Origin of the sequence: Oerskovia paurometabola (assembly GCF_016907365.1) — a bacterium.
Classification (GTDB): domain Bacteria; phylum Actinomycetota; class Actinomycetes; order Actinomycetales; family Cellulomonadaceae; genus Oerskovia; species Oerskovia paurometabola.
This window is the reverse complement of sequence record NZ_JAFBBV010000001.1, coordinates 2,934,076-2,954,194: the sequence shown is the minus strand read 5'-3', so window position 1 is coordinate 2,954,194 and position 20,119 is coordinate 2,934,076. Positions and strand designations below refer to the sequence as shown.

18 protein-coding genes, 1 other RNA gene and 1 pseudogene are annotated in these 20,119 nt (G+C 69.8%); 17 read left to right on the top strand and 3 right to left on the bottom strand.

Annotated elements, in window-relative coordinates; all coding sequences use genetic code 11:
• Positions 1–43 precede the first annotated feature (43 nt).
• The 8 genes and pseudogenes from JOD48_RS13430 (at position 44) to ssrA (ending at position 7,443) form a co-directional block, all read left to right on the top strand.
• The gene (locus JOD48_RS13430) at positions 44–1,276 is read left to right on the top strand and encodes a WxL protein peptidoglycan domain-containing protein (RefSeq protein WP_204809522.1); all 1,233 of its coding nucleotides are present in this window, start codon (positions 44–46) and stop codon (positions 1,274–1,276) included.
• A 73-nt stretch (positions 1,277–1,349) separates the two neighbouring features.
• Positions 1,350–2,474, top strand: a complete 1,125-nt coding sequence (gene prfB, locus JOD48_RS13425) for a peptide chain release factor 2 (protein ID WP_191788874.1) — start codon at positions 1,350–1,352, stop codon at positions 2,472–2,474.
• A 181-nt stretch (positions 2,475–2,655) separates the two neighbouring features.
• A pseudogene (gene ftsE, locus JOD48_RS13420) lies at positions 2,656–3,336 on the top strand (cell division ATP-binding protein FtsE); the annotation flags it as partial.
• Between the two features lie 204 nt (positions 3,337–3,540).
• The gene (ftsX, locus tag JOD48_RS13415; protein ID WP_191788876.1) at positions 3,541–4,452 is read left to right on the top strand and encodes a permease-like cell division protein FtsX; all 912 of its coding nucleotides are present in this window, start codon (positions 3,541–3,543) and stop codon (positions 4,450–4,452) included.
• A gap of 1 nt (position 4,453) precedes the next feature.
• Positions 4,454–5,815 carry a M23 family metallopeptidase gene (locus tag JOD48_RS13410; RefSeq protein WP_204809521.1) on the top strand — a complete coding sequence of 454 codons (1,362 nt, stop codon included), beginning with the start codon at positions 4,454–4,456 and terminating at the stop codon, positions 5,813–5,815.
• Between the two features lie 111 nt (positions 5,816–5,926).
• A complete protein-coding gene (smpB, locus tag JOD48_RS13405) occupies positions 5,927–6,397 on the top strand; it encodes an SsrA-binding protein SmpB (RefSeq protein WP_030151535.1) in 471 nt (156 codons plus the stop codon).
• A 134-nt stretch (positions 6,398–6,531) separates the two neighbouring features.
• Complete coding sequence (locus tag JOD48_RS13400) at positions 6,532–6,945, top strand: hypothetical protein (protein ID WP_191788878.1); 414 nt, start codon at positions 6,532–6,534, stop codon at positions 6,943–6,945.
• A 129-nt stretch (positions 6,946–7,074) separates the two neighbouring features.
• Positions 7,075–7,443, top strand: a transfer-messenger RNA (tmRNA) gene (gene ssrA, locus JOD48_RS13395).
• Positions 7,444–7,549: 106 nt separating this feature from the next.
• Here the strand turns inward: ssrA and JOD48_RS13390 are convergent.
• From JOD48_RS13390 to JOD48_RS13380, 3 genes are all read right to left on the bottom strand, one after another.
• Positions 7,550–7,927, bottom strand: coding sequence for a hypothetical protein (locus tag JOD48_RS13390; RefSeq protein ID WP_204809520.1), 378 nt, complete (start codon positions 7,925–7,927; stop codon positions 7,550–7,552).
• Positions 7,920–8,909 carry a DUF4349 domain-containing protein gene (locus JOD48_RS13385; protein WP_204809519.1) on the bottom strand — a complete coding sequence of 330 codons (990 nt, stop codon included), beginning with the start codon at positions 8,907–8,909 and terminating at the stop codon, positions 7,920–7,922. Before JOD48_RS13385 ends, JOD48_RS13390 begins: the two co-directional genes overlap by 8 nt.
• A 189-nt stretch (positions 8,910–9,098) precedes the next feature.
• Positions 9,099–10,145 (bottom strand): LLM class flavin-dependent oxidoreductase, encoded by a 1,047-nt coding sequence (locus JOD48_RS13380; RefSeq protein WP_191788881.1) that lies wholly within the window; start codon positions 10,143–10,145, stop codon positions 9,099–9,101.
• 58 nt (positions 10,146–10,203) lie between these two features.
• Here JOD48_RS13380 and JOD48_RS13375 point away from each other — a divergent pair, with 58 nt between their 5' ends.
• The 9 genes from JOD48_RS13375 (at position 10,204) to JOD48_RS13335 (ending at position 20,061) form a co-directional block, all read left to right on the top strand.
• A complete protein-coding gene (locus JOD48_RS13375) occupies positions 10,204–11,181 on the top strand; it encodes a PfkB family carbohydrate kinase (RefSeq protein ID WP_307824142.1) in 978 nt (325 codons plus the stop codon).
• 174 nt (positions 11,182–11,355) lie between these two features.
• The gene (locus tag JOD48_RS13370) at positions 11,356–12,516 is read left to right on the top strand and encodes an ROK family transcriptional regulator (protein ID WP_191788882.1); all 1,161 of its coding nucleotides are present in this window, start codon (positions 11,356–11,358) and stop codon (positions 12,514–12,516) included.
• 134 nt (positions 12,517–12,650) lie between these two features.
• Positions 12,651–13,949: an extracellular solute-binding protein gene (locus tag JOD48_RS13365; RefSeq protein ID WP_191788883.1), complete on the top strand. Its 1,299-nt coding sequence runs from the start codon at positions 12,651–12,653 to the stop codon at positions 13,947–13,949.
• Between the two features lie 158 nt (positions 13,950–14,107).
• Positions 14,108–15,061: a carbohydrate ABC transporter permease gene (locus tag JOD48_RS13360; protein WP_191788884.1), complete on the top strand. Its 954-nt coding sequence runs from the start codon at positions 14,108–14,110 to the stop codon at positions 15,059–15,061.
• Complete coding sequence (locus JOD48_RS13355; protein ID WP_372440741.1) at positions 15,058–15,987, top strand: carbohydrate ABC transporter permease; 930 nt, start codon at positions 15,058–15,060, stop codon at positions 15,985–15,987. Before JOD48_RS13360 ends, JOD48_RS13355 begins: the two co-directional genes overlap by 4 nt.
• Before the next feature lies 1 nt (position 15,988).
• Complete coding sequence (locus JOD48_RS13350; RefSeq protein ID WP_307824141.1) at positions 15,989–16,969, top strand: ROK family protein; 981 nt, start codon at positions 15,989–15,991, stop codon at positions 16,967–16,969.
• Positions 16,969–17,751, top strand: coding sequence for a glucosamine-6-phosphate deaminase (gene nagB / locus JOD48_RS13345; protein ID WP_191788885.1), 783 nt, complete (start codon positions 16,969–16,971; stop codon positions 17,749–17,751). Before JOD48_RS13350 ends, nagB begins: the two co-directional genes overlap by 1 nt.
• 112 nt (positions 17,752–17,863) lie before the next feature.
• Positions 17,864–18,214: a DUF3039 domain-containing protein gene (locus tag JOD48_RS13340; RefSeq protein ID WP_138823974.1), complete on the top strand. Its 351-nt coding sequence runs from the start codon at positions 17,864–17,866 to the stop codon at positions 18,212–18,214.
• 92 nt (positions 18,215–18,306) lie between these two features.
• Positions 18,307–20,061 (top strand): DEAD/DEAH box helicase, encoded by a 1,755-nt coding sequence (locus JOD48_RS13335; RefSeq protein ID WP_225226564.1) that lies wholly within the window; start codon positions 18,307–18,309, stop codon positions 20,059–20,061.
• Positions 20,062–20,119 lie beyond the last annotated feature (58 nt).

Genomic DNA, 20,119 nt, shown 5'->3' with positions numbered 1-20,119 from the left:
TCTCCGGAGCAGCAATCCCGTTCGACGAAGACCGGAAGTCGTGGTGAGCACGGACATGAAGAAGGCGCGTGAGACAGGACCTCGGCCTGCGAGGAGGCCCGGTGGCGGGTTCGTGCGCGGGCTCGCGTCGCTGGGGGTCCTGGCCCTCGCCCTGACAGGCGTCGTCGGATCTGCCCAGGCGACCGCCCCCGACCCGGGGGGCATCCGGTTCTCGGTCACCACGGCCTCGCCCGACGGCCCCGACGACCGGAGGATCTTCGACTTCGTCGCGGAACCGGGCGCCCAGATCCAGGACCAGGTCGCCGTCTCCAACCACGGCCCTGCCCCCGTCACGTTCGCCATGGTCACGAACGACGGGATCTTCACGCCCACGGGGAGCTTCGACATCCGCACCTCCGACCAGGAGCCGCAGGACTCCGGCGGTTGGTTCGAGGTGCAGCAGAGCGTCGAGGTCCCCGCAGGGGAGACCGTCATCGTGCCGTTCACCATCACGGTGCCGGACAACGTGACACCGGGCGACCACCCCGCCGGGATCGTCGCGACGGTCACGACGGCATCCTCTGCCGCCGGCCCCGGGGTCGGGGTCGAGAGCCGGGTGGGTGTCCGCGTCAACCTGCGGGTGCCGGGGGAGGTCGTGCCGTCGATCGCGCTCGACCAGGTCACCGCGACCTACACGCCGTCGTGGAACCCGTTCGCGCCCGGCGACGTCCGGGTGTCCTACGAGGTCACCAACGACGGCAACCTGCGGGTCGGCGGGGACCAGACCATCAAGGCCTCCGGGGCGTTCGGCATCGGAGCGACGACCCTCGACCGGGGGGTCGAGGGGGTCAAGGAGCTGATCCCCGGCACGTCGCGCTCGACGGCCGTGACGATCGGAGGGATCTGGCCCGTCGGCCCCGTGACGACCGAGGTCGTCGTGGTCCCGTCGCTCGTGGCGACCGAGGGGGAGACGGGCGGCGCGATCGACGTCCCCGCCGCGGACCTGCGTCCCGTCACCGTCACGGTGACGACCTGGGCCGTCCCCTGGGTCCACCTGCTCCTCGTCGCCGTGGTGGTGCTCGTCGTGCTCGGCGTGCGCGACAACCGCCGACGTCGCAAGCAGCGCCTGGAGGCGCTCCTCGCGAAGGCCCGCGCCGAAGGTCGCGCCTCGGCGGCAGGTGAGCCCGCCGCCGACGACGGCACCGCTCCCGCGCAGCCCGGCACGGGCACGCTCGCCGCACCCGACGTCGAGGTCGAGCCCGTCCACGGGGCGCGAGCGCCGTCGTCGGGCGGCTGACGAGAGACGCTGCGGGCGCACGCCCACGGGACCGGGCCGTGCGGGGCGCCGTCGTCGCGTAACCTTGAGGACCGTGGCCACCATCGACTTCCCGCACGAGATCCGCGCCCTCCGATCGACGCTCGACACCATCAGCGCCGTGAGCGACCCGGACGCCCTGCGCGTCCAGATCGCCGAGCTGTCGGACAAGGCGTCGGCGCCGGACCTGTGGGACGACACGGACGCCGCCCAGAAGGTCACGACCGCGCTCTCGCAGACGCAGTCCGAGCTCGACCGCATCACGAACATGAGCGACCGGATCGACGACCTGGAGACGCTCGTCGAGATGGCCAGTGATGCTGACGTCGGCGACGCTGACAGTGCAGCGACCCTCGCCGAGGCGGCGTCCGAGCTCGAGCTGATCCGCAAGGACCTGGGCGTCCTCGAGGTCAAGACCCTGCTCTCGGGCGAGTACGACGCCCGTGAGGCGGTCGTGACGATCCGCGCCGGTGCCGGCGGCGTCGACGCGGCCGACTTCGCGGAGATGCTCATGCGCATGTACCTGCGCTGGGCCGAGCGCCACGGCTACCCGACCCAGGTCCTCGACACGTCCTACGCCGAGGAGGCGGGCCTCAAGTCCGCGACGTTCGAGGTCAAGGCGCCCTATGCGTTCGGGCACCTGTCGGTCGAGGCCGGCACGCACCGCCTGGTCCGCATCTCGCCGTTCGACAACCAGGGCCGCCGCCAGACCTCGTTCGCCGCTGTCGAGGTCATCCCGCTCATCGAGCAGACGGACTCGGTCGAGATCCCCGACTCGGAGATCAAGGTCGACGTGTTCCGCTCGTCTGGCCCCGGCGGGCAGTCCGTCAACACGACGGACTCGGCCGTGCGCATGACCCACATCCCCACGGGGATCGTCGTCTCGATGCAGAACGAGAAGTCGCAGATCCAGAACCGTGCCGCGGCCCTGCGCGTGCTCCAGTCCCGCCTGCTCCTGCAGCGTCAGGCCGAGGAGAGCGCGGCCAAGAAGGCCATGGCAGGAGACATCAAGGCGAGCTGGGGCGACCAGATGCGCTCGTACGTCCTGCACCCCTACCAGATGGTCAAGGACCTGCGGACCGAGTACGAGGTCGGCAACACCTCGGGGGTCTTCGACGGCGACATCGACGGTTTCATCGAGGCCGGGATCCGGTGGCGCCGCAGCGCTGACCAGGCCTGACGGAGGGGCCGGGGCCTCGTGTCCCGGCCTCTTCCGTCACCCGGGGTGAAACGTCCCTCCGGCGGTCCGGATCCCGACGCACCCGGCGTGTCAGCGGTGTCAGGGCATGAGGGCGTGCCTACTCTCGTGGGCGACCAGCGAACTGTTTTCGCTTCCCCCAACGAGAGACTGGTCAACCCCTGTGATCCGTTTTGAGAACGTCTCGAAGGTCTACGCCCGCGGCGCCAGACCTGCCCTGAACGGCATGTCCGCCGAGATCGAGCGCGGCGAGTTCGTCTTCCTGGTCGGCGCGTCCGGCTCCGGGAAGTCGACCTGCCTGCGGCTCGCGCTGCGCGAGGAGCGGCCCACGCAGGGCAAGGTCTTCGTCGCCGGCCGCGACCTGTCGACCCTGTCGAGCTGGAAGGTCCCGTCGCTGCGCCGGCAGATCGGCGTCGTGTTCCAGGACTTCCGCCTGCTGCAGAACAAGACGGTCTTCGAGAACGTCGCGTTCGCGCTCCAGGTGACGGGCCGGCCGCGTCACATGATCGCCGTGACCGTCCCCGAGGTCCTCGAGACGGTCGGGCTGCAGGGCAAGGAGAAGCGGCGCCCGCACGAGCTCTCGGGCGGTGAGCAGCAACGTGTCGCCATCGCTCGCGCGTTCGTCAACCGACCCTCGATCCTGCTCGCGGACGAGCCCACGGGAAACCTCGACCCGAACACGTCGCTCGGCATCATGAACCTGCTGTCCCGCATCAACGCCACGGGGACCACGGTCGTCATGGCCACGCACGACTCGGGCTTCGTCAACCAGATGCGCCAGCGCGTCATCGAGCTCTCGAACGGTGTCGTGCTGCGCGACCAGAAGGACGGCGTCTACGGCGCGGGGGTGCCCATGCCCGACGGCGACGCTCTGCGTGAGCCGACCGGTCACCTCGCGGAGCGGCCGTGGTCGCCGCCCGTCGAGGTGCGCCCGGTGCCCACGATCGAGCCGCCTGCTCGCGTCCAGCCGTCGCAGCAGGGTGCGACGCGCGGCTCCGCCGTGAGCTCGACGCAGGTGCAGCGGTCCAGCCGGGGGGAGTGGTAGCAGGTGCGCGCCCAGTTCATCCTCGCCGAGATCGGTGCCGGCCTGCGCCGCAACCTCGCGATGACCATCTCGGTCGTCCTCGTGACCTTCGTGTCGCTCACGTTCGTCGGGGCGTCCGCGCTCCTCCAGATGCAGATCGACAAGCTCAAGGACGACTGGTACGACCGGGTCGAGGTCTCCGTCTTCCTGTGCCCCATCGACTCGCCCAACCCGACGTGCGCCGCGGGCGAGGCCTCGCCCGAGCAGGTCGAGTCGCTCGAGTCGCTCTTCGAGACCGAGCTCGGTGCCGAGGTCCAGACGGTCTACTTCGAGTCGAAGGAGGACGCGTTCGCGGCCTTCCAGGAGCGGTTCCCCGACGGGTACAACGGCACGCAGCTCACGGTCGACGACATGCAGGCCTCGTTCCGCCTCAAGCTGACCAACCCGGAGAACTACGAGGTCGTCAACGACGTCGTGACCGGCCGCCCGGGCGTCGAGGGGGTCGAGGACCAGCGCCGGATCTTCGACTCGCTCTTCCTGGCGCTCAACCGCGCCTCGCTCATGGCCGGTGGCCTCGCCGTCGTGATGATGCTCGCCGCGGTGCTCCTGATCACGACGACGATCCGCCTGTCCGCGATGAGTCGTCAGCGCGAGACCGAGATCATGAAGCTCGTGGGCGCGTCCAAGCTGTTCATCCAGCTGCCGTTCATCCTCGAGGGGGCGATCGCCGCGGTGGTCGGTGCGTTCCTCGCGGTCGGGGGCCTGTGGCTCGGGGTCAAGTACCTCGTGACGGACTGGCTCCAGAGCTCGGTGAGCTGGATCGCGTACATCTCCGAGTCAGACGTGCTGCGCATCGCGCCGCTGCTGCTCCTCATCGCATTCGTCCTGGCGGCCATCTCCTCGGTCGTCACGCTCAGCCGATACACGAGGGTGTGACATGTCCCAGCTGACCCGACGCCTCGCAGCGGGCGGAACCGCGCTGCTCCTCCTCCTGGGAACCGCGGTCGCCGCGACCGCCGACGACCTGGACGACAAGCGTGCGGCGGCCGAGCGTCGCCAGAGCCAGGCCCTCAAGGACAGGGAGGGGCTGGAGTCGCAGCTCGAGGGCACCGACGCGGAGCTGGCCCAGGCGATCCTGGACCTGCAGACCATCGAGGGTCGCCTGCCCGTGGCGCAGGCCGAGCTCGACACGGCGACGGCGGAGCTCGAGCGCACCCAGCGCGAGGCCGCGCAGCTCGAGGTGCGCCTCCAGGACGCGCAGGCCGAGGAGCAGGCCATCAACCTGGACATCCAGGAGTCCGCGGGCAAGGCGAGCTCGGCGAAGCGGAGCATCGCGGAGATGGCTCGCCAGGCCTACCGGGGCCAGGGCGAGGTCAGCGGTCTCGGCATCGTGACCGGGGCGCAGAGCACCGAGGACTTCATCGAGCAGTACGCGATGTCGTCGACGGCGGCGCGCACGCAGGCTCGCGCCCTCACGGACCTCCAGGAGGCCGAGTCGATCGCACGCAACCGTGAGGCGCGCCTGACGGCGATCCGCGAGACGATCGCGGACCTCAAGGTCCAGGCGGACCAGAACGTCGTCGCGGCCGACGCCGCGCGGACCGCGGCGGCGGACCGCAAGGCCGAGATCGAGGAACTGATTGCGGAGCAGCAGGCGAAGCAGGCGACGATCGAGTCGCGCAAGGAGGCCGCGCTCGCCCAGATGGCCGCCAACGAGCAGGCGCAGGCAGCGCTGACCTCCGAGCTCCAGGGCATCATCGCGGCACAGACCGAGCGCGACCGGAAGGCCGCCGAGGAAGCGGCCAAGCAGCCGCCGCCCGCCACGGGTGGCGGGTCCGGCGGGGGTGGTGGCAGCACCGGCGGCGGCGGGGGTGGTGGCGGCGGCGGTGCCGTGACGTCCGGGTTCCTGGCCTACCCGACGGCGGTCCCGCACATCACCTCGAGCTACGGGATGCGCAAGCACCCGTTCCTGCCCGTGACGAGGTTGCACGCGGGCATGGACCTGCGCGCGTACTGCGGCACCCCGATCTACGCGGCGGCCGGTGGCACCGTCCAGTTCGCGCGGACGTACGGCGGTCTCGGCAACCAGGTCGTGGTCAACCACGGCACGGTGGGGGGCAAGAACCTCATGACGAGCTACAACCACCTCACCCGGTACGTCGTCTCGGCCGGGCAGAGCGTCTCGCAGGGGACCCTCGTCGGCTACTCGGGGACGACCGGCACGAGCCAGGTCTGTCACCTGCACTTCGAGGTCTACGAGAACGGGTCGACGGTCGACCCGGCCAAGTGGCTGCGCTAATCACCTACTGGTCGCGCGTCGAACTCGCGTAACCTGGGACGTCGCGCCGCACGGTGCGGGTGGGTCCGTCCTGGGCGCACCACGAGCTCGAGCAGATCGGATGATGCCCTCATGGCGAAGGAGACTGGCCGCAAGATCATCGCCAGCAACCGCAAGGCCCGCCATGACTATCTGATCGTCGACGTGTTCGAGGCCGGGCTCGTCCTGAGCGGCACCGAGGTCAAGGCGTTGCGTCAGGGGCGAGCGTCGCTGCTCGACGGCTACGTGGCCGTCGACGGCGGTGAGGCCTGGCTCGAGAACGTGCACATCCAGGAGTACTCGCAGGGGACGTGGAACAACCACGCTCCCCGGCGCAAGCGCAAGCTGCTGCTGCACAAGGACGAGATCCTGCGGCTCGAGGCGAAGTCGCGCGAGAAGGGGTACACGATCGTGCCGCTCTCGCTCTACTTCCTCGACGGCCGCGCGAAGGTCGAGATCGCTCTCGCGCAGGGCAAGCGCGAGTACGACAAGCGTCAGGCTCTGCGCGAGCAGCAGGACAACCGTGAGGCGCAGCGCGCCATGCGCCACCGGCAGAACCGGTGACGAGTGCGCGAGGTGGGCGACGTCGTCGTCCTCCTCGCGCCGTCGGACGGCGCGCCCGGCCGGTGGACGTGCATCCGGCTGCCCGACGACGTAGCGTCGCAGGGTAGTCGTCGTCACCTTGCCGAGGAGGCCCCGTGGTCAAGCTCCGTCAGTACATCCCTCGCGTCGCAGCAGGCGCTTTCATCCTCAACTCCGGACTCACGAAGCGCGGCGCGGACGAGGCCACCGCGCAGGGGATCCACGGCATGGCCGCGGGGACGTTCCCGTTCCTCGAGGACCAGGACCCCGTGCAGTTCACCAAGGCGTTGTCCACGACCGAGATCGCGCTGGGCACGGCACTTCTCGTCCCGTTCGTGCCGACCGGCGTGGTCGCGCTCGGGCTCGGGGCCTTCTCCGCGGGGCTCGTCTCGATGTACCTCAAGACGCCCGGGATGACCGAGCAGGACGGTATCCGGCCCACCCCTCAGGGGATCGGTCTCGCCAAGGACGTCTTCCTCCTGGGCATCGCGGGCGGGCTCCTCGTCGACGCCCTGAGCCGTAAGAAGTAGCGCCTGGAAATACGTTCGCCCGCGGTGGTGTTGATCCCGTAGGCTGGTACCACTGACCCGGTGTCGAACCGGACGGTCGCCACGGCGGCCGGACGGGGCGGGACTCGGTCGGTGATTGACAACTGCACAGGGGGTGATCGGTTTCGACGGTGGTCGTGCTTCGAGGAGAAGCGGGCCGAGGATGCAGACTTATCTCGTAAACGACGTCTGCAAACCAATAGGTGCCGATTCCAAGCGCACCGACTTCGCACTCGCCGCCTGAGCGAGCCTTCGAAGTCCGTCAGCCCGGGGTTGCTCTCGCCCCGGTCCCTGGCGTCAGCTAGAGAGCCACTGCTTACGACGTTCGTCACCGGCGGCGTAGGGACTCTTAGATGACTGAGCCCGTCAGCACCTTGTCTGCGTGAGTGCTGGGGCCGAGAAAATCAACAGCAGACTGCGCCCGGAGAAGTCCTGGATTTGCGCCACCGGACCGGGGTTCGATTCCCCGCACCTCCACCATGTCGCCCTCGGGCGGCGTATCACCCCAGTTGTCACGACGAAGGGCCGCCCCACGGGGCGGCCCTTCGTCGTGTCTGTCTCTGCCGTTCACGGGGGCCGGCAACCGCTACCAGCCGTTCGCCCGCCAGGCCGCGGCTCCGTCGTCGCCGTCGAGCCACTCGATGCGCAGGACCAGGTCGCCGAGCTCGAGGCGCCCCGCCTCCCAGGCGTCGATCTCGCGGCCCAGGAGGTCGGTGACGTACCGGTCGCGGTCGTCGCTGAAGGCGTCCCCGCGGTCGGCGTCGTCGAAGTGGACGCGCCACTGCAGGCGTTCCTCGGGGTTGACGTAGGTCGGGAAGGACTGCGGGCCCACGGTCTCCCAGTGCGTGCAGACTCTGGTCACGAGGTGACCGATCGGAGCGGCCCCGTCGTACACCCTCCCGACGCGACGCCGATACGTCTCCAGTCGCTGCTCGCGCCCCTCGACCGCTGCAAGCTCATCCACGGCGACCACCGGATCCGACGAGACGGGCGTCCTGGTGGGGAGCGTCTCCGCCGCCGCCGTCGTCGCCGGGGGACTCGGGGCCGTCGTGCCCGCCGCGAGGGGCGGTGCCCGGGCGCCGGTTCCTCAAGGCCCTCACGATCGCGCGGACGACCAGCAGCACGAGCGCGGCGACCACGAGCCAGGGAAGCAGCGCGCCGACGGCGACGACGAGCGCGTTGAGCGCGACGAGCAGCGCACCCCAACCGGCCGAGAGGCCCCCGAGGAAGCCCGCGGGACGGATCGTCACCTCGGGAGCCTGCGAGAGGACCTGGACGGTGAGGGTCGACATGTCGACCCGGTCGGTGATCGACGCACGTTGGGACTGGAGGCTCTCGAGCTCCGCCTGCCGTGCCGTGAGCTCCTTCTCCGCCGCCAGCAGGTCCGCGGTCGTGGCGGCCTCGGCCATGAGCGCCTGGAGGCGGGCGACCGAGGTGCTGAGCGCCTGGATGCGCGCGTCCAGGTCGATCGCGGTCGCGGTGACGTCCTGGGCGTCGAGGGAGACGTCCTGGACCTCGCCGATCCCGTCCAGGGCCTCGACGGTGGCCGTGACCTTCTCCGCGGGGACGCGGACCGTGAGGCTGCCGAAGGCCTCGCCGTCGTCCCCGACGTGCTCGGCGCGACTCTCCACCCGGCCGCCGGCGGTCTCGACGAGCTCGCTGATGGCCTGGACCGCCGCTCGCGGGTCTCCCGCGACGACCGTGAGGTCGCCCGTGGTGATGACCTCGCGGTCCTCGTCGGGGACCGACGCCCCTACCTGGAGGCCGGACCCACCGTCGGCTCCGTCGGCTCCGTCGTCTGCGACGCTCTGCTGGCTGACGGCCCCCGCGGCCCCCGCGGCGTCCGACGCGTCGGTGCCGCGGTCCGTGGCGGAGCACCCCGCGAGCAGAAGACTGCCGAGGAGAGCGATCGTGACGACCGACGGCGTGCGGGGCGAGGTGCGCATGCGACGACCCTAGGTGGGGGGTCGCCCGGAGGGCGGTGTTTCGGGCGGATCGTGACCGTCTTGTGAACTCCCCGACATCGCACCGATACACGTGGCCGTGCCGCGACGGGGCGTCGGTCGAGGGGCCCTTCCCAGCCCCTCGACCTGCGAGAACGCTTCCACCCGGGGTCCGTGAGGGGGGGCCGGAGCCTAGCCGAGCGCCTCTCGGACGCGGGGCGCCACCTCGGTGCCCAGCAGCTCGATCGCGCGCAGCGACTCCTTCTGGGGGACGCCCGACAGGTCCATCTGGAAGATCTGGCGGTCGTGGCCGAGCGCGCCGTGCAGCTCGACGATGCGCTCCGCGACCTCCTCGGGCGCGCCGATGAAGTAGGCGCCTCCGCGTGCGGCCGTCGCCTCGTACGAGACACGGCTCGGCATGGGGAACCCGCGCTCCGCCGAGATCTTCTTCATGTTCTGCAGGTAGTAGGGATAGAAGAAGTCCCGGGCCTGCTTGCCGTCGTCCGCGAGGAACCCCATGGTCGACACCGACACCTCGAGCGCGGCGGCGTCGTGCCCGGACTGGGTCGCGGCACGGCGGTACAGGTCGACCAGCGGGGCGAACTGCGCGGGCTTGCCGCCGATGATGGCGTAGTTGACGGGCAGGCCCAGGACGCCTGCGCGCACCGAGGACTGCGGGTTGCCGCCGGTGGCGATGGCGATGTCGAGGTGCTCGCCGCGCCCGGGCTTGTCGAACGGTCGGGGCAGGATCAGCGCATCCTCGAGCGGCGGTCGGAACTTGCCCGACCATGTCACGGGCTTGCCCTCGTCGAGCAGGCGCAGGAGCACGATCTTCTCGTCGTAGAGCGCGTCGTAGTCGTCGAGGTCGGCCCCGAAGAGCGGGTACGACTCGATGAACGAACCGCGCCCGGCGAGCAGCTCCACGCGGCCTCCCGAGTACTGGTCCATCGTCGCGAACTGCTGGTACACGCGCACCGGATCCTCGGTCGAGAGGATGGTGACGGCGCTCCCGACCGTGATCCGCTCCGTCTGGGCGAGCGCCGCGGCGATCATCGTCGAGGGGGAGGAGATCGCGTAGTCGGGACGGTGGTGCTCGCCGATGCCGGCGTAGTCGAGCCCGACCTCGTCCGCGAGGCGGATCCGCTCCAGCACGTCGCGCAGACGCTGGGAGACCGGCATCTGCTCGCCGGTGGTCGGGTCGGGGGCGTTGTCGCCGAAGGTGTAGAAGCCAAGTCGCATGTCAATGCAAACGTATGGAGCAGGCGGATATTCCCCGTCGCGTGCGCGAGGATGAGGTGTGCTGATCTGCTGCGGGCTCACGACGTTCGACATCACCCAGGTGATCCACGAGATGCCAGGGCCGGACCAGAAGGTCGTCGCGACGTCGCAGCGCGCGACCTTCGGAGGGCCGGCCGCGAACGCGGCCGCGACGGCTGCAGCCCTCGGGGTGCCCGTGCGGCTCGTCACGGCGATCGGCGCAGGGGCTCTCGCCGAGGTCGTGCGCGCCGAGGTGCTCGCCACCGGGGTCGACCTGGTCGACGTGACCGTGGGTGCGGCCGGTGCAGCGGATGCGGTGGTGAGGGGGCCCGCGGTGTCCACCGTCCTGGTGACCGGTGGGACGGGCGAACGTGCGGTCGTGAGCACGAACGCGACGGACCGACCCGCGGCCTCCGGCGACGCGGGCGCGGTGGGTCGTGCGTTCGACGGGGCGCGCTCCGTCGCCACCGTCGGGTCGGTGTCGGTCAGCGCTATCGGCGAGGGGGCGAGCGGCGCGACCGGCTCGACCCGCCGTCCGTCGGACGGCGGGCGTGACGTGCTGCTCCTCGACGGCCATCATCCTCGGCTCGCCCGAGCGCTCGCAGAGCGGGCTCGCGAGCTGGGCGTCCTCGTCGTGCTCGATGGCGGCTCGTGGAAGGACGGCACCGCCGAGCTCGTCCGGCTGTGCGACGCGGTGGTGCTCTCGCAGGACTTCAGGGTGCCCGGAGGTCAGGTCGAGCACGTGCTCGAGGACGTGGCGGCTCTCGGTCCGGCGTTCGTCGCCCGCTCACGCGGCGGCGAGCCGCTCGAGGTGCTCGACGACGGCCGTCGCTCCGAGCTCCCCGTACCGGCGGCGGGGGTCGTCGTGGACACGCTGGGAGCCGGCGACGTCCTGCACGGTGCGTTCGCCGCAGAGGTGTCCCGCGGGCGGTCGTGGGAAGGAGCGCTGCGGGAGGCGTCGGTCGTCGCGAGCCGCTCCGTGACCTTCGAAGGAGCGCGTGGCTGGATCGCGCACTGAGTCGCTCGGGTCGTCCGCGCACGGCCGGAACGGTACGATCCCGCGGCTACCGAGTGGTCTGACCTCGGGCGCTCCCGGCCGGGATGCGCAGCAGCCCGAACGAAGTACAACGGTTTGGTCTCGGCGGCCCGAGCGGGTTGACACGCGCTTAGTAAAGGAGGTCTACTAACAAACATGACAACGGCAGTCACGCGAAGTGCAGTCACCCGGAGAGGTCTGAGCACAGGTCTCAGGCCCACCTCCAAGGTGCTTCCCGAGCACGCTCGCGCGCACAACCGTTCGCTCGTCCTCCAGCACCTCTTCCACGAGGGCCCGACGTCGCGTGCAGACCTTGCGCGAGCGACCTCGCTGACGAGGGTCACCATCTCGGACCTCGTCTCGGTGCTCATCGCCGAGGGGCTCGTCGAGGAGCTCGGGATCCGTCCGGGGCAGCGGGTGGGCAAGCCGGCCATCCTCATCGGGATGCGCACGAGCGCCTACCAGATCGTCTCCGTCGACCTCACCGACGACGCCCTCATGCGTGGGGCCGTCATGTCCCTGACGGGCGACTTCGTGGTCCGGCAGAGCCTGCCGATCGAAGGTCGTGCCGGCACAGAGCTCGTGGACCTCCTGACGCGCTTCTGCCGGGGGCTCATCGCCGTCGCGACGCGTCCGGTGCTCGGGGTCGGGATCGGGTCGCCGGGTGTCGTCGACAGCGAGGGGCGCGTCGTCGAGGCGCCGAACCGCCGGTGGTACGACGTCCCGCTCGCAGAGCAGCTCAGCGAGAGCCTGGCCCTGCCCGTGCACGTCGCCAACGACGCCAACATCGCGGCCCTCGGTGAGTTCACGTTCGGCGGCGCGGACGGCACGGGCCTCATGGTCCTCACCGTCGGCGAGGGTGTCGGCGCGGGAATCATGCTCGACGGTTCCCGGGTGCGCGGCGCTGCCGACGCGGCGGGCGAGCTGGGCCACGTCACCGTCGTCGACGACGGTCTGCCCTGCGCCTGCGGGCGGTCGGGGTGCCTCGAGACGATCCTCTCTGTGCCGGCTCTGCGCCGCGCGGTGGACGGGCTCGACAAGGAATCTTCCGATGCCGTCCTGGCCTCGGTCGGCAGGCTCCTGGGCATCGCCCTGGCGCCTGTTGTGTCAGCGCTCAACCTCGGCGAGATCCTCATCAGCGGTCCGGCGGACCTGCTCGACGGTCCTCTGCGCGATGCAGCGATCGACACCATCAACGCTCGAACGATGCCGGCCATCAACTCCGGCCTCGAGCTCCGGATGGCTTCTCTCGACGAGGACGTCGTCCTCGCCGGAGCCGCCGTCCTCATCCTGTCCGGCCAGCTGGGCGTCTCGTGAGCACTGCTCGTGAGCTCCCGTCGGGCTGAACCGGTCCTGCAGTAATCCCAGTAGCAGTACCGCAGTACCTCCCGTTTCACCTCAGGTGGTGTCATCGACGCCGCCACTTCGAATTACCGAGAGGAAGTACCCCAGTGAAGAGGAACCGCCTCGTCGCCACCACGGTGGCTTCGACGATCACCCTTGCGCTTGCGCTGACCGCTTGCGGCTCCGGCGACTCCGGCTCCGGCGAGACCGCGTCCGGCGACGCGAAGACCGGCGACATCCGCGTCTGGCTCGTCGGCGCGACGGACACGCCGAAGGAAGCGCGCGAGTACCTGAAGACGACGTTCGAGGCCGAGAACAAGGGTTCGACCCTCACCATCGAGGAGCAGTCCTGGACCGGCCTGGTCGACAAGCTCACGACCTCGCTCGCGAGCTCGGACAGCCCTGACGTCGTCGAGGTCGGCAACACGCAGGCCGCTGCCTTCACCTCGTCCGGCTTCTTCACGGACCTGACGGACCAGTACGAGGAGCTCGGCGGCGACGACCTGCTCCAGGGCTTCGTCAAGGCCGGTTCGTACGACGGCAAGTTCTACGCCCCGCCGTACTACTCGGGTGCGCGCGTGGTCTTCTACTCGCAGCAGGTCGTCGACCAGACCGGCACGCAGGTCCCGACGACGCTCGACGAGTACGTCGCGAACGGCCAGGCCATGACGACGGACACGCGCTCGGGCATCTACTGGCCCGGCCAGGACTGGTACAACGCTCTGCCCTACGTCTGGGAGAACGGCGGCTTCATCGCCGAGCAGAAGGACGGTAAGTGGGAGGCCGGCTTCTCGTCCGAGGGCGGCATCAAGGGCCTTCAGCAGGTGCAGGAGGTCATGACGACGGCCTCGAAGGCTCCCAAGGACGGCCAGGAGACCGACCAGCAGGTTCCGTTCTGCGAGGGCAACATCGGCTACCTGTCCGCTCCGACCTGGCTGCAGGGCGCCATCAAGACGCCTGAGGACGACGCCAAGGCGCCCGGCTGCCCCACGACCTACGGTTCGGACCTGCACGCCTTCGCCCTCCCGGGTGCGACGGCCGGCGAGGCCGCCAAGGTCTTCGCGGGTGGTTCGAACCTGGCCATCGCGGCCAAGTCGAAGAACCAGGAGCTCGCGCTGAGCGCGCTCGAGATCATGCTGAGCGACGGCTACCAGAAGTTCCTCGCGGAGAAGGGCAACATCCCCGCGAAGGCATCGCAGGCGCAGTTCCTCCCGCAGGACGAGATCACGCTGGCCGGCGCTGCTGCCGCCAAGAACTCGGAGCTGACCCCGGCCTCCCCGAAGTGGGCTGACGTCGAGGCCAAGCGCTACCTCCAGGACGCGTTCGTCCAGATCGCCGAGGGTGGCGACGTCAAGGCGATCGCCGAGAAGCTCGACCAGCAGATCGAGGAAACCCTCAACAGCTGATCCCCGGGGTACGCCTTCGTGAGGAGGGGTGCCCTACCAGGTGCCGCAGGGGTGGGGGTTCCACGGAGCCCCCGCCCCTCGGCATGACTGGACCATCGCACGACTTGTACCCCGCACGGTCCTGCTCGAACCGTGCACCCCCTCGACGGAGTGAGAAAATGAGCTCATCCACCCTCGAGTCGTCCCCAGCGGTCGAGCTGAAGGACACTCTCAAGCCCCCGAAGAAGCGCTCGCCCAAGCTGCCGTGGCTGTTGCTCGCCCCCAGCCTGCTGGTGCTCGGCATCATGGTCGGCTACCCGCTGATCAACCTCTTCATCATGTCGTTCCAGAAGTACGAGCGCGCCCAGCTGATGGGCGTGCCTGCTGAGTGGGTCGGCCTCGAGAACTACACGGACACGCTGACCGACCCGATGTTCTGGACGGTCCTCGCGCGCAGCTTCGCCTTCATGGTCGTGTGCGTGTTCCTCACCATGGCGATCGGGATCCTCCTCGCCCTGCTGATGATGCGTCTCAACAAGTTCTTCCGGCTGCTCGTCTCGGTCGGCCTGCTGCTCGCCTGGGCGATGCCCGCCCTCGCGGCCGTCATCGTGTGGGGGTGGATCTTCGACACCCAGTACGGCGTCGTGAACAACATCCTCACGAAGATCACCGGGGACAACTGGATGGGTCACTCGTGGCTCATCAACCCGTGGATGTTCTTCCTCGTCGCCACGCTCGTCATCGTCTGGCAGAGCGTCCCGTTCGTCGCGTTCACGATGTACGCCGGCCTCACCCAGGTCCCCGGCGAGGTGCTCGAGGCCGCGTCGCTCGACGGCGCCACCCCGGCTCAGCGCTTCCGCCTCATCATGGTGCCCTACGTGCGCAGCATCATCGTGGTGCTCATCATCCTGTCGATCATCTGGGACCTGCGGGTCTTCACCCAGATCTTCGCGCTGCAGGGCATCGGCGGTATCGCGGAGAAGACCAACACCATCGGCGTGTACATCTACCAGATGGGCATGGCGCAGGGGCACTACGGCGCCGCCAGCGCCATCGCGGTGATCCTGGTGTTCATCATGATGGGGATCTCGTACTACTACGTGCGCCAGACCGTCAAGGAGGAAGAGCTGTGAGCACCCTCAACCCCACCGTCGCCGGGACGGCGAAGGTGGCACCCCTGTCGGCGGGGCGCGGACCGCGCAAGACCCGCGAGGGACAGCGCAAGAAGGTCTCGAACGCGATCTACAGCGTGATCGCCGTGGTCGTCTTCCTCTGCTCCATCTTCCCTGTCTACTGGATGGTCAACTCGTCGTTCCTCCCGACGAACCTCATCCGCAACAAGGACCTGACGTTCTTCCCGGGGTCCAACTTCACGCTCAACAACTATCAGGACGCGATCTTCAACCAGGAGCGCGCGCCCTTCCTGCCCGCGCTGGGCAACTCGATCCTGGTCACGTTCTTCGTCCTGATCGTGTCGATGATCCTCGCGTTCATGGCGTCGCTCGCCGTGACCCGGTTCAACTTCAAGGGTCGCAAGGCGTTCATCATCGCGATCCTTGCGGTGCAGATGATCCCGGGCGAGGCCATGATGATCTCGATCTTCCGGATCATCGACGGCTGGCAGCTCCTCAACACGATCATCGGCCTCGGCATCGTCTACCTGTCGGGTGTGCTGCCCTTCACGATCTGGACCCTTCGTGGGTTCGTGGCAGGCGTCCCGGCAGAGCTCGAGGAGGCCGCCATGATCGACGGCTGCTCGCGGTCCAAGGCGTTCTGGCGGATCACCTTCCCGCTGCTCGCCCCTGGTCTCGTGGCGACCGGTGTCTTCGCGTTCATCCAGGCCTGGAACGAGTTCGTGATGGCGCTGATCATCATGACGCGTCCCGAGTCGATGACGCTCCCGCTCTGGCTGCGGACGTTCCAGCAGGCGACCCAGGCGACGAACTGGGGCGGGCTGATGGCCGGTTCGGTGCTCATCGCGATCCCCGTGGTCGTCTTCTTCCTGATCGTCCAGGGACGCATGACCGGTGGCCTCGTCTCGGGTGCGGTGAAGGGCTGACGTGAGCGAGGTGAGAACGGCTGCCTCGTCGCTCGGCGAGGCAGCCGCCCTGCCCGGCGGCCACTCGGTCGGCCTGGACGTCGGAGGAACGAAGGTCCTCGGCGTCCTGCTCGGACCGGACGGCTCGATCGAGGGGTCGGTCAAGCTGCCGACCGTTCGAGGCCCGCAGGGTGTGGTCTCCAGTGCTGCTCGGGCCGTCCGGTCCCTGACGGACGCGGCAGGCCTCGAGCCTGCCGCGCTCGCGGGACTCGGCCTCGGTGTCCCCGGGCTCGTCGACCCGCAGAGCGGGTCCGTGATGCACGCGGTGAACCTGGGGATCGAGGGTGAGCCGTTCGCGCTCGCCCACGAGCTGTCGGCGATCTTCGGGGGGATCCCTGTGGACGTCGACAACGACCTGAACGTCGCGGCGCTCGGCGCCTCGCACGCGATGGGCGCCGACGGTCAGGACCTGGCCTTCCTCGCCCTCGGTACGGGGCTCGCGGCCGGCATCGTGCTCGGAGGTCGGCTCCGTCGTGGTGTGAGCGGGGCGGCCGGTGAGATCGGCCACATCCCGATCAACCCCGAGGGGCCGTTGTGCGCGTGCGGGCAGCGCGGTTGCGTCGAGACCTACGCCTCGGGCACGGCGCTCAGCGCTCGATGGCCCTCGCAGTTCGGCCGTCCGGCGCCGCTCGAGCTCTTCGAGGCGGCCGCGGCCGGGAACCCCGAAGCGCTCAGGATCAAGGGCGAGTTCGCTGCCGCTGTGGCGAGTGCTGTCCGTATCCTCGAGCTGACGGTCGACGTCCGGCACGTCGTCCTCGGAGGTGGAGTGACCGGTCTCGGTCAGCCTCTCCTCGACGCCGTGCGGGGGGCCCTGGTCGCCCAGGCGAGCACGTCGCCGTTCTTGTCCTCGCTGGAGCTGGAGAAGCGTGTCTCCTTGGCGCCCAGCGATGTGCCCGTTGCCGCGGTGGGAGCAGCCATCGCCGGCCGTAGGAAGGTGTCCTGATGGAAGTTGTGATTGCGCCCGCCGATCAGCTCGCGGTGCTCGCCGCCGAGGCGATCGACAAGCTGGTTCGTGCCAAGCCGGACTCGGTGATCGGTCTCGCGACCGGTTCGAGCCCGCTCAAGGTGTACGACGAGCTCGTCCGTCGTCACACGCAGGAGGGGCTCTCGTTCGCCCAGGCGAAGGCCTTCATGCTCGACGAGTACGTCGGGATCGCGGAGGACCACCCGGAGCGCTACCGCAACGTCATCGAGAAGGAGATCGCCTCGCGCGTCGACTTCGCCCCGGACGCCGTGCAGGGACCCGACGGGAACGCCGAGGACCTCGTCGCGGCGTGCGCCGACTACGAGCGCAAGATCGTCGATGCCGGCGGCGTCGACCTGCAGATCCTCGGGATCGGCACGGACGGGCACATCGCGTTCAACGAGCCGGGTTCGTCGCTCGCCTCGCGGACGCGTATCAAGACGCTCACCGCGCAGACCCGTGAGGACAACGCGCGCTTCTTCGGCGACGACCTCGCGCAGGTGCCGCAGCACTGCCTCACCCAGGGCCTGGCGACCATCATGTCGGCCAAGCACCTCGTGCTCCTCGCGTCGGGCAAGGGCAAGGCGGAAGCCGTCCACCAGCTCGTCGAGGGCCCGGTCTCCGCGATGTGGCCCGCCACGGTCATGCAGATGCACCCCCACGCGACCGTCCTGGTGGACGATGCCGCAGCCTCGCGTCTGCAGCTCGGCGACTACTACCGCCAGACGTTCCTCTCGAAGCCGGAGTGGCAGGGTCTCTGACCGACCCACCCCGGCGGGCCGTGCAGGCCCGACCCACAGCCGCCCGTCGGTTCCGATCACGCCCCTGGTCGGAGCCGACGGGTTTCTCCTTCCCCGACGTAGACTCGAGATCATGATCGAACCCTTGACCCTCCCCACCAACGGACCTGCGGCAGGCAGCCCGTCCGGACCGGAACCGATCGTCCCGGACAGCGACCCGAGCAGCGGTACGTCGACGAGCGTCCTCGAGCGCACGGAGACCACGGCGGAGGTCGAGCCCGGGGACCACGAGCGTTTCGCGCACTACGTGCGCAAGGAGAAGATCATGCAGTCGGCGTTGTCCGGCAAGCCGGTGATCGCGCTGTGCGGGAAGGTCTGGGTGCCGGGCCGTGACCCCAACAAGTTCCCCGTGTGCCCCACGTGCAAGGAGATCTACGACGGCCTTCGCGCCCCGCAGGACGGCGAGGGTGATTCCGGCAAGTGAGCGGGCAACCTCTCTCGAACTCGTCCGCTCGCCCGTCCTCGAACCTTCCCCCAACGGCCCCGCTCGGGGCGTCCTCGGCCGCCGCGTCGCACCTGTCGCCGGCCTTTCCTCGTCGCGCCCCGTGGGGCACGGCGTCCAAGCTGCGCGCCTGGCAGGCCGAGGCGCTCGAGCTCTACCGGACCCGTGCGCCGCGTGACTTCCTCGCGGTCGCTACCCCGGGCGCGGGCAAGACGACGTTCGCGCTCCGTGTCGCGACCGAGCTCCTGGAGCAGGGGGTCGTCCGCCGGGTGACCGTCGTCGCGCCCACCGAGCACCTCAAGCACCAGTGGGCGGACGCAGCGGCCCGCGTGGGTGTGCGCATCGACCCGAACTTCCGCAACAGCCAGGGACGCCACGGTTCCAGCTACGACGGTGTCGCGCTCACGTACGCCCAGGTTGCGGCGAAGCCCGCGCTGCACACTGCGCGGACCGAGGCCGAGCGGACCCTGGTCATCCTCGACGAGGTCCATCACGGTGGCGACGCCCTGTCGTGGGGCGAGGCCGTCCGGGACGCGTTCGAGCCCGCGACCCGGCGCCTCGCCCTGACGGGCACCCCGTTCCGGTCGGACACCGCGGCGATCCCGTTCGTGACGTACGAGCGGGGCGCCGACGGCATCCGTCGGTCGGCCGCGGACTACACCTACGGCTACGGCGACGCGCTGCGCGACCACGTCGTGCGCCCGGTGATCTTCCTGTCGTACTCGGGACAGATGCGCTGGCGCACCAAGTCGGGCGACGAGGTCAGCGCACGTCTCGGGGAGGCGCTCACCAAGGACATGACGGGCCAGGCCTGGCGCACGGCGCTCGACCCGGACGGCGAGTGGATCCCGTCGGTGCTCGCAGCGGCCGACAAGCGTCTGACCGAGGTCCGTCGGGCGATCCCCGACGCGGGCGGCCTGGTCATCGCGACCGACCAGACCGACGCGCGGGCCTATGCGGGTCATCTGGCGCGCATCACGGGCAGGTCGCCGACGGTGGTCCTGTCGGACGACGACGGCGCGAGCGGTCGCATCGACGAGTTCTCGGACGGTGACGGTCGGTGGATGGTCGCGGTCAGGATGGTCTCCGAGGGTGTCGACGTGCCGCGGCTCGCCGTGGGCGTCTACGCGACGTCGACCGCGACCCCGTTGTTCTTCGCGCAGGCCGTGGGACGTTTCGTCCGTGCTCGCAGGCGCGGCGAGACGGCATCGGTCTTCCTGCCCAGCGTGCCGCACCTGCTCGCGCTCGCGAACGGCCTGGAGCTCGAGCGCGACCATGCGCTCGACCGGCCGCTCACGGCCGAGGAGCAGGGGGACATGTACAACCCGGAGGACGCGCTCATGGCGGCCGCCAACCGGGAGGACAAGGCGTCCGACGATCTCGCGGACGGCATGCAGGGCTCCTTCCAGGCGCTCGAGGCGCAGGCGTCGTTCGACCGCGTGCTCTTCGACGGGGGCGAGTTCGGCACCGAGGCGGACGTCGGTTCTGACGAGGAGCAGGACTTCCTCGGTCTGCCGGGGCTGCTCGACGCGGACCAGGTCACGAGCCTGCTGCGCCAGCGTCAGGCCGACCAGATGTCCGCCAGGTCCAAGAAGTCGCGGGCGGCCGAGGTCGAGCGCAGCGAGCTCGACCACCGTCGTGCCGCGGAGCTGCGCAAGGAGCTGTCGCAGCTCGTCGGTGCCTGGGCGCGCCGCAGCGGGCAGCCTCACGGCACGGTGCACACCGAGCTGCGCCGCCGCTGCGGTGGGCCCGAGGTGCCGTTGGCGACGGTCGCCCAGCTCGACGCGCGGGTCGCGGTGCTCCGAGGATGGTTCGTCGGCAAGAAGTAGCGACCTGTGCCACGACGGTGCGAGGCCCGCACGCTCACCGAGCGTGCGGGCCTCGCAC

Excerpts from the sequence above, each read along its gene's own strand:
- JOD48_RS13410 (WP_204809521.1), top strand. The coding sequence starts at position 4,454 with ATGTCCCAGCTGACCCGACGCCTCGCAGCGGGCGGAACCGCGCTGCTC.
- smpB (WP_030151535.1), top strand. The coding sequence starts at position 5,927 with ATGGCGAAGGAGACTGGCCGCAAGATCATCGCCAGCAACCGCAAGGCC.
- JOD48_RS13385 (WP_204809519.1), bottom strand. The coding sequence starts at position 8,909 with ATGCGCACCTCGCCCCGCACGCCGTCGGTCGTCACGATCGCTCTCCTC.
- JOD48_RS13380 (WP_191788881.1), bottom strand. The coding sequence starts at position 10,145 with ATGCGACTTGGCTTCTACACCTTCGGCGACAACGCCCCCGACCCGACC.
- JOD48_RS13370 (WP_191788882.1), top strand. The coding sequence starts at position 11,356 with ATGACAACGGCAGTCACGCGAAGTGCAGTCACCCGGAGAGGTCTGAGC.
- JOD48_RS13360 (WP_191788884.1), top strand. The coding sequence starts at position 14,108 with ATGAGCTCATCCACCCTCGAGTCGTCCCCAGCGGTCGAGCTGAAGGAC.
- nagB (WP_191788885.1), top strand. The coding sequence starts at position 16,969 with ATGGAAGTTGTGATTGCGCCCGCCGATCAGCTCGCGGTGCTCGCCGCC.
- JOD48_RS13340 (WP_138823974.1), top strand. The coding sequence starts at position 17,864 with ATGATCGAACCCTTGACCCTCCCCACCAACGGACCTGCGGCAGGCAGC.